The following is a 12452-nucleotide window of genomic DNA, read 5'->3' as shown; positions in this document are numbered from 1 at the left end:
CATCTCTTCGGTCCGGATCTGAATCTCGATCCGTTCTCCAATGGGGCCGATGACCTTGGTGTGCAGGGATTGATAACCGTTGGCCTTAGGCAGGCTGATATGGTCATTAAACTTCCCGGGGATCGGTTTCCAAAGGGAATGGATATGGCCCAGGGCCTCATAACAGGCGGCCACTTCCTTTACGATGACCCGGAAGGCGATCAGATCATAGAGCTGGCTGATATCCAGGTTCTGGGTGATCATTTTTTGATAGATACTATAGAAATGTTTCGGCCGCCCTTCCACGCGGCAGGGGAGATTTACGGAGTCCATTTTTTTCTGAAGCAGGTCTTTGACCTCCCGGATATACCGTTCCCTTTCCTCCCGTTTCTTGGCCACGCCGTCTTTAATCGTTTGATAGGCCTCATGCTCCAGATAATAAAGGCAGAGGTCCTCCAATTCGGTCTGGATGCGACGCATCCCCAGCCTGGCCGAAATGGGGGCATAGATATCCAGGGTCTCCTGAGCAATGGCCCTCTGCTTTTCCGGAGGATGGAAACCCAGGGTCCGCATATTGTGTACCCGGTCGGCCAACTTGACCATAATGACCCGTATATCATCGGACATGGCCAGGATCATTTTCCGGATATTTTCGGCCTGCCGTTCTTCCTGGCTCTGGAAATGAATGGCGCTGATCTTGGTCACCCCATTGACGATGTGCAGGATCTCAGGACCGAACTTTTTCTCGATGATTTCCGGTGTCGCCAGGGTGTCTTCGATGGTATCGTGGAGGAGGCCGGCAGCGATGGTGACCAAATCCATCTTCATCTGGGTCAATATCCAGGCCACCTCCAAAGGATGAGAAAGATAGGCCTCCCCGGAAAGCCTCTTCTGTCCCTCATGCACCTGGGCTGAGAAGATATAGGCCTTCTGGATCAGATCGATATCAGCCTTAGGCCAATAGGATAGGATCTGGTCGATGATGGTGTTGATACGGATCATGACTTGGCTTTAATAGTTTGGAGTTATGAGTTCGGAGTTCGGAGTGGGGAGTGAAGGGAATTTTACTCCGAACTAATTACTCCGAACTCTGAACTTTCTTTCCCGTTGAATTACAGATCAGGCATTCAAAGCACCGGCGACGATCTCTCTAATCATCCGGATGACCTCTCCCTTTTCCACTTTTTGTACCTCCCCGCTGCGCCTTTGACGGACCTCCACTTTTCCTTCGGCCAGACCTTTCGGTCCGATGGTGATCCGCAACGGGATTCCGATCAAATCGGCATCTTTGAATTTGATCCCCGGTCTTTCCGGGCGATCGTCCAAAAGCACCTCTATCCCCTCCTGCCGGAGGTCTGCATACAGGCTTTGGGCCAATAGATGGGTTTCAGATCCCGGGCTCCATTCCACCGGAGTGATGATAACCTGAAAAGGCGCCAAGGCCATGGGCCAGACGATGCCGTCCTTGTCATGATTCTGTTCAATGGCGGCCGCCACCGTCCGGCCGACCCCGATCCCATAGCAGCCCATAATCATCAATTGTTCCTGGCCCTGTTCATCCAGATAGGTGGCCTTCATGGATTTCGAATATTTGTCGCCTAATTTGAAGACATGTCCCACCTCGATCCCCCGATAGGCTTTTAAGGAAGATTGACACCTGGGGCAGGGCTCTCCGGGCAACACCTGCCGCAGATCAACCGACCGGGGCAAGGGGATATCGGTCTCCCAGTTAAGATTGATCCAATGGACATCGGCTTCATTGGCCCCCATGACAAAATTTTTAAGCCCTTTAAGGGTCTGATCGGCCCAGAGCGGCAGGGACAAGCCCACGGCTCCGGCGAATCCCACCGGGGCCCCGGTCAGTTGTTGAACCGTCTGGGCATCGGCCAGAACCAACTCCTGGCAATCCAGGTGTTTGGACAACTTGGTTTCATTGACTTCCTGATCCCCTCGAACCAGGACCGCCACCGGCCCTTTTTCGGTCTGATAGATCAGGGTCTTGACCAGCCGCTGTGGCGGTATCGACAAAAACCGGGTCACTTCTTCTACGGTTTTTTGTCCCGGAGTGGATTTTCTTTCCCGGGCTTTTGGTTCTTCGTTGGGATCGACCTGGAACCCGTCAATGGACTCGGCCCGTTCCACGTTGGCGGCATATTGGCAAGTCGTACAGGCCAGGATGGCATCTTCGCCGCTCTCGGCCAGAACCATAAATTCATGGGAATAACTTCCTCCGATGGCCCCGCTGTCGGCCTCCACGGCCTTAAAAAGGAGGCCGCAGCGCTGGAAGATCCTCCGGTAAGCCTCAAACATCTTTTGATAGGTCTGGCCGGCCCCTTCTTCATCCCGGTCGAAACTGTAGCCGTCTTTCATCACGAATTCCCGGCCCCGCATCAGCCCGAACCGGGGGCGGATCTCATCCCGAAATTTGGTTTGGATCTGATAGAGATTAACCGGTAGTTGCCGATAAGAACGGATTTCATGGCGGATGAGATCGGTGATCACTTCCTCATGGGTCGGCCCTAAACAATAGTCGTGGTTATGACGATCCCGAAGCCGCAACAACTCCTTTCCATATTTGTCCCAGCGGCCGCTTTCCTGCCAGAGTTCGGCCGGCTGCAGGGCCGGCAGCAGGACTTCCTGGGCCCCGCCCCGCTCCATCTCTTCCCGAATGATGGCTTCCATCTTTCGCAGGGACCTGAGCCCTAAAGGCAAAAAACTATAAATTCCGGAGGCCAATTTTCGAATCAAGCCGGCCCGGAGCATGAGCTGGTGGCTGACAATTTCAGCCTCTGTGGGTTTTTCTTTTAATGTAGGAATATACAATTGGGAATAAAACATGGTTATCGGTTCTCCTGACTCATAAAATGAATTTTTATTCACCGCAAAGACGCAAAGAACGCAGAGAGAAATTTCTTAGAACAATCCCGTGAGAGGCGGGATTGTTCTAACCAACTCCAGCCTCCGGCCTAAAAATACCCGTGGGGTAGCGAAGCTTATGGATTGCCGGCCCCTCACCGACAATCCATAATTTTATTCTCTGCGACCTCTGCGTCTCTGCGGTGAAAACAGTTTTACAAAAAGCTTAAACTGATACAAACCTTTTCATCATCCTGTCGATTTCTCCCAGAAGGCTTTCCAGCAGATCTCCCTCAGGGACCTTTCGAATCATCCGCCCCTTGGCAAAGAGGAGCCCCAGACCTTTCCCCCCGGCGATACCGATATCGGCCTCCCGGGCTTCCCCGGGACCATTGACCACACACCCCATGATAGCCACTTTGAGCGGCCGGGTATATTTTTTTACCGCCCTTTCCACTTTTTTAACCAGTGGAAGAAGATCGATTTGACACCGGCCGCAGGTAGGACAGGAAATAATTTCGATCCCCCGCCTTCTTAAACCCAAGGCCCTGAGTATTTCATAGGCCACCCGGATTTCCTCCCGGGGAGGGGCTGTCAGAGAGACGCGCAACGTATCGCCGATCCCTTGATAAAGAAGGAGCCCGATCCCCAAAGCGGATTTGACGGTTCCGGAAAGCAAGGTCCCGGCCTCCGTAACCCCCAGATGAAAAGGGTAATCCACCTTTTCGGCTAACAATTGATAGGCCCGGATGGTTTGGAGCACATCGGAGGATTTTAAGGAAATTTTAAGGTTCTTAAAATTTCTTTTTTCAAAAAAAGCGATATGCTTTAAAGCTGAGGCAACCATGGCCTCGGCCTGGCTCGGGCCGCCCCTGAATCCCAAATCCTTTTCCAGGGAACCGGCATTCACCCCGATCCGGATGCAGACCTCTTTTTCCCGGGCCATCTCGATAATCCGGGCGATTCTATCCGGTCTCCCGATATTGCCCGGGTTGATTCGAATACCGGCCGCCCCGGCTTTCATGCCTTCCAGGGCCAAACGATAATCGAAATGGATGTCGGCGATTACCGGCAAAGGGGATTTTTGGATGATTTCTTTTAACGGCGGAACGGCCTTATGATCCGGAACCGCAACCCGTATCAACTCGCAGCCGACTTTTTTGAGCTCTCTGATCTGCCTTAAGGTCCGTTTTACATCATGCGTGTCCGTGCTGGTCATGGACTGAACCACTACGGGATGCCCGCTGCCGATCTTGACATCCCCAAGGGAAACCGTAACCGTTTTGCGCCGCGAGGGACCAGCCAGGCCTTTATTTTCGTCATTCAGTTGCATAAGATCCGTTCATCATAAAGGCGGAGAAGGCCGCCAGATTTAAGCCATGGTCTTGTTTTCCAAAAAAAATTGACAACGGGAAGCAAATACGTTAGATGTTAATGATGCAGGATTGAACGGCCTGAATCAAAGTAAATTCTCTTATAACATATTATGCAATGGATTTTAATCCATTTTTTAAAATGCCTTTTCCTCCCCAGATGGAATACGCCCCCGACTTTGGACTGAAGGAACTCATTCAACTCATCAGTAACGTGACCGAGGCCTTTACCACGGCACTCTTCCTGATTGATCCGGTACAAAATAAACTCACCCTGAGAAATCATCAGAGCCTTAGCCTTCATATCAACCCTGATACCAGCCTTCAGATGGGAGATAGTTTAATCGGTTGGGTGGCTAAAAATCAACGACCGGTTAATATTGCTCAATTTGATCGGGATACCCGGAACTTAAAACTCTATCTGCGGGATGAAAAGATTAAATCATTTCTCGCCGTTCCCGTAGGGGAAGTTGGCGTCCTTTGCATCGACAGCAAACGCAACTATGTTTTTACCGACAAGGACCAAAAGATCCTCCAGGATTTCGCCTGGCAGGTCCTCCAGATACTTCATGCCCAATGGATCGGGAAAAAAGAAAGTCAACAAAATCGTATTCTTAATTTTTTTAATGCTATAAACGCCCTTTCCCATGAACAGCAAGATTTAAATCAATATTACCAGAAGGTGCTGAGTCGTTGCCGGCTCTTTTCCAATACCGATGCCGCCTTCCTGGTTTTAGTCCCCAAGAAGGGAGACCGCTACAAAATAGTGGCCTCGGACGGGACATTGACGGCCCCTTTAAAAAAAAATGTCCTGTCCATAGAAATGGGGTTGACCGGATGGGTCATTCGTGAGAAAAAGCCTTTAGTACGGCGTTCCATGAAACCAAGGACCCATAAATCTTATGTATTTTTCCCGGATGACCCTTGTATGCATTTTCAATCTTACATCGGGTTGCCCCTGTGTTTTTTCGGCAAGTTATATGGGGCAATGAATTTGATCGGCCACCGGGAAAATGATTGGCAGGAGGATGAAATTCAGGCCCTGGTCTCGGCCGGCCAGACTATTATCACTTCAATCCTATTTTTGATGAACTTGTGAGTCGAACACCCCTATGCTGATACGCAAACTTTTCGGCCTTTTTTCCGAAGATATGGCCATGGATCTCGGTACGGCCAATACACTTATTTTTAAAAAAAATCAAGGGATTGTTCTCAATGAACCTTCCGTTGTCGCTATCAATAATGAAAACGGCCAGGTTCTGGCGGTCGGTAAGGAGGCCAAAGACTATTTAGGTCGAACGCCTCCTCGCATTTCAGCGATTCGCCCCATGAAAGACGGCGTTATTGCCGACTTTGAGATCACCCGGGAAATGATCAAATATTTTCTCACGAAGGTTCGGGGAAGATCCAAATTTTTTCGGCCTAATCTGGTCATCGGTGTCCCATCCGGCATTACCATGGTCGAAAAAAGGGCTGTGGTTGAATCGGCCCTGGAAGCAGGGGCCAAAGACATCTATCTGATCGAAGAACCCATGGCCGCTGCTATTGGGGCCGGCATGTCGGTCGAATCCACCCAGGCCAACTTGATCGTTGACATCGGAGGGGGGACGACGGAAGTGGCCGTCATCAATTTATTTTCCACCGCCTACTGTGAATCCATTCGGGTGGCCGGTGATGAAATTAATGAATCCATCATGTATTATATGCAGAAAAAATTCAATTTACAGATCGGAGAAAATACCGCCGAACAGATCAAAATCGAATATGGTTCGGCTTATCCCCTGAATAAACCGAAACCCTTCCCGGTTTCAGGAAAAGAAGTCTATTCCGGAATCCCCCGGACCATTCAAATAACCGACAAGGATCTCCGCGAAGGGATGGCCGAACCCATCTGGGCCATTGTCGATGCCGTCAAAAGGGCTTTGGAAAAGACCCCGGCCGAACTGTCCGGGGATATCAGCCGCGAGGGAATGACTTTAGCCGGCGGTGGGGCCCTGCTCAAGGGGTTGGATAAACTCCTGGAAAGAGAAACGGGTCTTAAGATCCTTATTGCCGAAGACCCCTTGACCTCGGTGGTTATGGGGGCCGGAAAGGCCTTAATGGAAACCGACCATTACACAAAGGTATTTATTAATTGAACTTAGATCAGGCTTTTCAAGACGCCAGGGAGGCCGTTTTAGAGGCCGGCAAGGTCTTAACCAAAGGGTTCCGACAGAAGAAAAACGTTCAAAAAAAGGGACCCATCGATCTGGTCACCGAATGGGATTTTAAATCCCAGGAAACGGTCTTTTCCAAACTCCAGCCCCGGTTCCCGGAATTTGATTTTTGGGCCGAGGAATCCGGGATAGAACGCCGTCTTTCTCCCTATTGCTGGATCCTCGACCCTTTAGACGGGACTACCAATTTCGTTCATGGCTTTCCTTTTTTTTGTGTTTCCCTGGCCTTGACCTACGAAAAGGTCCCCCTTCTCGGAATCGTCTACAACCCGGTACTTAAGGAAACCTACTGGGCCTTAAAAGGTCAAGGGGCTTTTTTCAACGGCCGCCCCATACGGATATCGTCATGGACCAAGGTTTCTCAAAGTCTTTTAGCCACCGGATTTCCTTATAATATCGAAAAAACCCATGGCCCGGTCCTGAAACGTTTTGAACAGGTCATTATCCGGGCTCAAGGGGTTCGCCGGCCCGGGTCAGCCGCCCTGGACCTTTGCTGGGTGGCTCGAGGGATTATAGACGGATTCTGGGAACAATACCTGAAACCCTGGGATACGGCTGCCGGAGTACTCATCGTGGAAGAAGCCGGGGGTAAGATCTCTGATTTTGCCGGACACCCCTTTCAAATCAACAAAAAACAAATTCTGGCGACCAATGGTTTGATTCATTCGGAAATGGTCCAAATCCTGAATACCAAAACGCTGCCTGTTTCCTGACCTCCCCTCATCTCCCCCCAGCCTTTTCGAACTAAACCGTCAGGCCACGATAGTGGCGTGACACCGCGAATCATGAAAATAGCTTCAAGAAAAAAGCTCCCAGCTCAAAGCGGAACCCCTGGAAAGAGTTCAAGGTTTTTCACTTGAAACTTGCATCTTGCAACTTGAAACAGGCAACTTTCTCTTCAACCGACCCCCGACCCCTGATCTTGTCCCCCGATCCCTGACCCCTGCCCCCCCCTTTTATACTTTCGGCCATTAACTTATCCGGTTTTTTTTCTTGCCCCCCCTTAGGGCTTGTTTTATAATCCGAACCGGTTTAATACGAAAATAGTATCCGTCTTCCAAGGAGCCTATTTTCATGCTTCGTGGTGCCATGCCCCAAAAGGCGGGGCATGGCGGTTTAATACGAAAATGAAGTCTCAAGATGCAAGTTTCAAGTATAAAAACCCATACTCTCGGAAATTATGCTTCACGCTTCACGGTTTACGGTTTACGCTTCACGCTTCACAAGTCACGCTTCAAATAGTTCTAAAAAGGAGGTGATCACCGGTTTATCGGACTAAATGAGAAAATAAGGATTGGGCCGGCTTGTTGTTGAGCTATCTTGCAAGCTGATGTCGTTCGTTTTCTTCTAAAAAATGGGAGGAAGGATTATGGCAGAGAAGCAAGGTATTGACTGGAGCAGTCTTTGGAAAAAAGAAGAATGGCTGGCGGTCTGGATAGGATTTCTTATCATTATCCTGATGCTCTTAGGGGTTAAAATCAAAACCCCGTCTTTCAAATGGACCACGGAAGGCGCATTTGGTTCATACCTCAAAGAGTCCAGACCGGCTGTTGAAAAACTGATCAAGAGCGCCCAGGAAAAGGGGGAGACATCCTTACAACCGTCGCTCCTCGAACTTCAAAAGGTCATGGAAACAGGCGATAGAAAAGCCATAGGCGGAGCAGCCAAAAAATTGGAAGAAGGGGCCAAAACCGTCAAAGACGAGGGTCTGAAAAAGAAGTCCGCCAAAACCGCCAAAGAGATCAGAGGGTCTGCCGGCCAGCTTTTGGGAAAAGTGTTTTCAGCCGAAAATATTTTGTGGTCCATTTATTTGGGTATCGGTTACCTTATTCTGAGCGTCATTGCCATGGCCTTTATGGGTGAAAAGGCCGGGCTTTTTATTGCGGGGTTTCCCGCTGTCTACATCCTCTCCTGGATCTCCCTGTTTTTAGCAGGGAATTCTACCATCAACTACTATGGTCTTGAATACGTCCTGTGGTGCCTGTTTATCGGGCTCTTTGTCAGTAACGTTATCGGACTTCCCGAATGGCTTAAACCGGCCGTCAAGACGGAATTTTACATCAAAACAGGGCTGGTCATTCTGGGATCCGGTATCCTCTTCGGAGAAATTGTCGAAGCCGGTGCCTACGGGATTGTTCAGGCCGTACTGGTGGTCGCCGTAATCTGGTATTTCAGCTACTGGTTATGCCGCAAGCTCGGCATCGATGAGGAATTTTCAGCCATGCTGTCCAGTGCCGTATCGATTTGCGGTGTTTCTGCGGCCATTGCCACTTCCGGTGCGGTCAAGGGCGACCCCAAGAAATTGAGCTATGTGACCTCTATCGTGCTGATTTGTGCTGTCCCCATGCTGGTGCTCCAACCTATTATCGCCAAATATTTCAGTATGCCCGATGTGGTGGCCGGGGCCTGGATCGGCGGAACCCTGGACACCAGCGGATCAGTGGTTGCAGCCGGCGCCCTGATCAGCGAGGTAGCCATGAAGATCGGTGTCATTGTCAAGATGAGCCAGAATGTCCTGATCGGTGTGGCCGCCTTCATCCTTTCCATAGTCTGGACCCTTAAGAAAGCGGCTGAGGTCCCCGGTGGTGAAAAACCGAGCCTTATGGAAATCTGGTTTCGGTTCCCTAAGTTCGTGCTCGGCTTTATCATCGCCTCGGTAGTTTTTTCGTTTTTTCTCGGACCCGAAACTATAAGCGCCGTTAAGGGCCCCCTGGGATGGCTGCGAACCATGTGGTTCGCCCTGGCCTTCACCTGCATCGGCTTGGAGACACGCTTTGCCGATCTGGTGGAAATGGGCGGTGGAAAACCGGCCCTGGCCTTTGTCGTGGCCCAAAGCGTAAATATTATTTGGACTTTGATCCTGGCCTATCTTATTTTTGGTGGATATTTCTTTGAACCTCCGAGGATGTAAATGGTGATAGGCAAAAACCCTGGTCTGGCAATGGTTCGGGCCAAAATAGATTGCCCGGAGGAACCCGGGCTAAACGAATCAGGAAACGCTGTTCATAATTCGAAAGGAGGGAAAAAATGAAGGTCCTCTTGGCATACGACGGGTCAGATGCATCCCAAAAGGCCTTAAAAAAGGCCATTGAGATAACCTCCAAGGAGAAAGGTGAATTGGTGATCCTCTCCGTGACGGAACCGGTATGTCCGGTCAGTATTACGGATAAGGAATGTTCATTGTTCGACAGTTCTTTGAGAACTGAAACCAAGGATCTTTTGGATAAGATCAAAGGAGAAGTATCTAAGGAACCGGTTCAGATCAAGACGGTTGTAAAAGAAGGACGACCGGCAGAGGAGATCGTCAAATTTGCAAAGGACAACAAAATGGATCTGGTGGTCATTGGGTCCCACGGTAGACACGGGGCTAAAAAATTTTTCCTGGGTAGTGTTTCACTGAGGGTTGCCGAACATGCCCCCTGCTCCGTATATATCGCCAGATAATTAAAACTCATGAGAAAGAGGACGGGCGGCCCTTTATGCCGCCCTGTCCGAATAATTTTTTACCAGGGATTTTAGTTGCTTGGAGGTCGTCGCTTTTCTTTCAATTCGAAAATAGTTCGGAGTTAAGAGTTCGGAGTCCGGAATATAAAAGAAACTCTTCTTCGACATTCAATATTCGATATTCGATATTCGGTTTTTCATGCTTCGTGGTGTCCCCCCGGGGCATGAGAGTTTGGTCTGGAAGTGGATGAATGCGCCTCTCCCCCTTTTTCTCTCCTCATTTCGACTGGATACAGGTTGAACTGACCACTTATTGCAATGCCGCCTGTATTTATTGCCCCAGGACCGCCTACAAAAATTCCTGGGTCGATCTGCATTTGCCCCTCGAGTTTTTTATGAAATTAAAACCCCTTCTTTCAAAGGCCCGCCATCTGCATCTTCAAGGCTGGGGAGAACCTTTTTTGCATCCGGATTTTTTTAAAATGGCCTCTCTGGCCAAAAAAGCAGGCCTGCAAATAAGCACGACCACCAATGGGATGCTCTTGGACCAGGAGAGGAGCGTTCGCCTGATAGAAACGGGGATAGACATCATTGCCTTTTCTTTGGCCGGAACAGATGCCCAAAGTAATGATGCCATCCGAAAAGGCACAAGGTGGTCCAAAGTCATAAAAGCTATTGAAACCCTTGGAAAAGAAAAAATAAAAAGGGCCCGAAAGGAACCGGCTATCCATATAGCCTACCTGGTCCTCCGCTCGGGACTGAAAGAACTGGAAAAAATACCTCGTCTATTTGCAGAAATGGGGGTGAGCCAGGTGGTGCTGAGTACCCTTGATTTTGTGGCCTCCGAAGAACTGGTCTCCCAGACGATCCGATCTTCATCCCTTAGCGAATATCAGGAAACGGAATCCTATTTTAAGTCTATTGTGCGGGAAGGCGAAAAGAGAGGACTTTCGATTCATTACTACCTGCCCCCCTTTGGCCGGGAAGGGCTGTTTTGTAAAGAGAACGTCCAAAAGGCCTTCTGCCTGGCCGCTGATGGGGCTGTAACCCCTTGTGTTTATACCAACCTCCCGGTAAGCGGCGAATTCCATTACTTACCGGACGGGAAACGACCTTATACCCGATTGAGTTTCGGGAACATACAGGAAAAATCCCCGTTGGCTATTTGGGCCAGGGGCACTTACAAAGATTTCAGGCACTCCTTCTCCGGAAAAGGCCATCCGACTGCCTGCACCGGCTGCCCGAAGCTCAGCCGGGCATAGAAATAAAATGTTAAAAAAACAATAAGTTAAACAGTAAAAGACCCTTTTTCTATCCGGGTCTCCCTTTTTGTCTGGACAAATGGGCCGGCTTAAGCTACTATACTGACCAAGCAACGCTTTTCCTTAAAGACTTCGCTCTAAATCTTCCAAATTTTTTTTTTAAGGAATCCCTCTGTGTTGTTCAACGTAAGATCCCTCTTTTCCATACGATTTTTATTTATGGGAGGAATTTATGAAAAAGCTCTTTACCGCCGAGCAATTACATGGCCGCTTTGATTGTTTCAGCCATTTTAATCGGATCGACCCGATTTGTTTAAAGTATTGTGCCTTGAATATCCGTTGTGCCCTGGCTAAAAAACAATGGTTCGACCTGGAGATACCAGACGACTATTATCCTTCTGTTATCACGGCAGATCCTGATGTTGGCCTGGAATAAGGGACCGGCATTGATCTAAAGTCAGACCTTTCACCAGAAATACCTTCGAACGAGACTTTTCCCCTTTGAGAAGAATAACGTGTGACCTTCTAACCCCGAACCAGTGGGCTAAAAAGGTAATACAGCTTTGATTGGCCGCCCCCTCGACCGGAGGGGATTGGACCGTCAACTTCAAATTTTGTCCGTGGAGACCGGACCAGCTTGTTTTCCTGGCTCCTGGCTGAACCCAGAGGTTAAAGAGCATTCCCTCGGGATGGGGTCTCAGAAAGGGAGGGACGTTTGAAAGGGGAGCAGTCGGGGGGTCGTTTTTTTTTTGAAGGCTGCTCACATCCGCAGACCTAATTGAATCAGGCTTTTTATCAGGAATTCCTGCAAAAAGACGATCACCAGCAGAACCAGAATAGGTGAAAAATCAAATCCCCCCCAGGAGACGGGCAAACGGCGCCGGATGGGTCTTAAAACCGGCTCGGTAACGGAAAAAAGGAACCGGACAATGGGGTTGTAGGGATCCGGTCGGACCCAGGAAATAATAGCCTGGGCAATAATGATCCAGGTATAGGCCGTCAACAGAATATCCAGGATTTTTGCAATGGCGATTAAAAAATTTGCAAAGACGAACATTTTTGAAAGGCTCCCGAACAAAAATTTTATCTTATAATTTTTAATAACATACCTTTAAAAGCCTTTCAAGAAGAATAAGTGTCTATTTAAATTAACTTTCTCCATTTTTGCCTACTATCCTGATTTTCTTGAATTTGAAACCGTTTTTTAGTATGGTACCTTTCGTGCGCCCGTAGCTCAGTCGGATAGAGCGTCGGACTTCGAATCCGCAGGCCGCCCGTTCGAGTCGGGCCGGGCGCACCAGATTTAAGAAGCCCTCTGACCT

Annotated in this window: 12 protein-coding genes and 1 tRNA gene; 8 read left to right on the top strand and 5 right to left on the bottom strand. The window is 49.3% G+C overall.

From position 1 onward, the window contains the following. The 3 genes from HY879_02715 to ispG all read right to left on the bottom strand — a co-directional run. On the bottom strand, nt 1-981 hold a 981-nt coding region (locus tag HY879_02715; GenBank protein ID MBI5602242.1), incomplete at its 3' end, for a bifunctional (p)ppGpp synthetase/guanosine-3',5'-bis(diphosphate) 3'-pyrophosphohydrolase. Nucleotides 982-1098: 117 nt separating this feature from the next. Further along, the gene (locus HY879_02710) at nt 1099-2817 is read right to left on the bottom strand and encodes a proline--tRNA ligase (protein MBI5602241.1); all 1719 of its coding nucleotides are present in this window, start codon (nt 2815-2817) and stop codon (nt 1099-1101) included. 244 nt (nt 2818-3061) lie between these two features. Next, complete coding sequence (gene ispG / locus HY879_02705) at nt 3062-4168, bottom strand: flavodoxin-dependent (E)-4-hydroxy-3-methylbut-2-enyl-diphosphate synthase (GenBank protein MBI5602240.1); 1107 nt, start codon at nt 4166-4168, stop codon at nt 3062-3064. Nucleotides 4169-4326: 158 nt separating this feature from the next. Between ispG and HY879_02700 the strand changes: the two genes are divergently transcribed. From HY879_02700 to HY879_02670, 7 genes are all read left to right on the top strand, one after another. Next, nucleotides 4327-5307, top strand: coding sequence for a GAF domain-containing protein (locus HY879_02700; GenBank protein MBI5602239.1), 981 nt, complete (start codon nt 4327-4329; stop codon nt 5305-5307). Nucleotides 5308-5323: 16 nt separating this feature from the next. Beyond that, nucleotides 5324-6346, top strand: coding sequence for a rod shape-determining protein (locus HY879_02695; protein ID MBI5602238.1), 1023 nt, complete (start codon nt 5324-5326; stop codon nt 6344-6346). Beyond that, on the top strand, nt 6343-7137 hold the full coding sequence (locus HY879_02690) for an inositol monophosphatase (GenBank protein ID MBI5602237.1): 795 nt from the start codon (nt 6343-6345) through the stop codon (nt 7135-7137). The genes HY879_02695 and HY879_02690 overlap by 4 nt, the downstream gene beginning before the upstream one ends. Nucleotides 7138-7793: 656 nt before the next feature. Beyond that, complete coding sequence (locus tag HY879_02685; protein MBI5602236.1) at nt 7794-9335, top strand: putative sulfate exporter family transporter; 1542 nt, start codon at nt 7794-7796, stop codon at nt 9333-9335. Between the two features lie 116 nt (nt 9336-9451). Continuing rightward, complete coding sequence (locus tag HY879_02680; GenBank protein MBI5602235.1) at nt 9452-9868, top strand: universal stress protein; 417 nt, start codon at nt 9452-9454, stop codon at nt 9866-9868. A gap of 251 nt (nt 9869-10119) precedes the next feature. Beyond that, nucleotides 10120-11130 carry a radical SAM protein gene (locus HY879_02675; protein MBI5602234.1) on the top strand — a complete coding sequence of 337 codons (1011 nt, stop codon included), beginning with the start codon at nt 10120-10122 and terminating at the stop codon, nt 11128-11130. Nucleotides 11131-11362: 232 nt separating this feature from the next. Beyond that, a complete protein-coding gene (locus tag HY879_02670) occupies nt 11363-11566 on the top strand; it encodes a hypothetical protein (GenBank protein ID MBI5602233.1) in 204 nt (67 codons plus the stop codon). On the opposite strand, the gene HY879_02665 is transcribed toward HY879_02670, so the two are convergent. Further along, complete coding sequence (locus HY879_02665) at nt 11535-11810, bottom strand: DUF167 domain-containing protein (GenBank protein ID MBI5602232.1); 276 nt, start codon at nt 11808-11810, stop codon at nt 11535-11537. The two genes, HY879_02670 and HY879_02665, sit on opposite strands and share 32 nt — an antisense overlap. A gap of 80 nt (nt 11811-11890) precedes the next feature. Then, nucleotides 11891-12187, bottom strand: coding sequence for a YggT family protein (locus HY879_02660; GenBank protein MBI5602231.1), 297 nt, complete (start codon nt 12185-12187; stop codon nt 11891-11893). A 166-nt stretch (nt 12188-12353) separates the two neighbouring features. Here HY879_02660 and HY879_02655 point away from each other — a divergent pair. Beyond that, nucleotides 12354-12430: transfer RNA gene (locus HY879_02655), tRNA-Arg, on the top strand. Nucleotides 12431-12452: the final 22 nt, after the last annotated feature.

Source organism: Deltaproteobacteria bacterium, from assembly GCA_016219225.1.
Classification (GTDB): Bacteria; Desulfobacterota; RBG-13-43-22; order RBG-13-43-22; family RBG-13-43-22; genus RBG-13-43-22.
The sequence above is the reverse complement of the archived record's forward strand: the minus strand, read 5'-3'. Positions and strand labels throughout refer to the sequence as shown.

Bases quoted from the DNA above. Each gene is read 5' to 3' on its own strand.
- ispG (MBI5602240.1), bottom strand. From the start codon at position 4,168: ATGCAACTGAATGACGAAAATAAAGGCCTGGCTGGTCCCTCGCGGCGC.
- HY879_02665 (MBI5602232.1), bottom strand. From the start codon at position 11,810: ATGCTCTTTAACCTCTGGGTTCAGCCAGGAGCCAGGAAAACAAGCTGG.
- HY879_02670 (MBI5602233.1), top strand. From the start codon at position 11,363: ATGAAAAAGCTCTTTACCGCCGAGCAATTACATGGCCGCTTTGATTGT.
- HY879_02680 (MBI5602235.1), top strand. From the start codon at position 9,452: ATGAAGGTCCTCTTGGCATACGACGGGTCAGATGCATCCCAAAAGGCC.
- HY879_02700 (MBI5602239.1), top strand. From the start codon at position 4,327: ATGGATTTTAATCCATTTTTTAAAATGCCTTTTCCTCCCCAGATGGAA.
- HY879_02710 (MBI5602241.1), bottom strand. From the start codon at position 2,817: ATGTTTTATTCCCAATTGTATATTCCTACATTAAAAGAAAAACCCACA.
- HY879_02675 (MBI5602234.1), top strand. From the start codon at position 10,120: ATGCGCCTCTCCCCCTTTTTCTCTCCTCATTTCGACTGGATACAGGTT.
- HY879_02685 (MBI5602236.1), top strand. From the start codon at position 7,794: ATGGCAGAGAAGCAAGGTATTGACTGGAGCAGTCTTTGGAAAAAAGAA.
- HY879_02660 (MBI5602231.1), bottom strand. From the start codon at position 12,187: ATGTTCGTCTTTGCAAATTTTTTAATCGCCATTGCAAAAATCCTGGAT.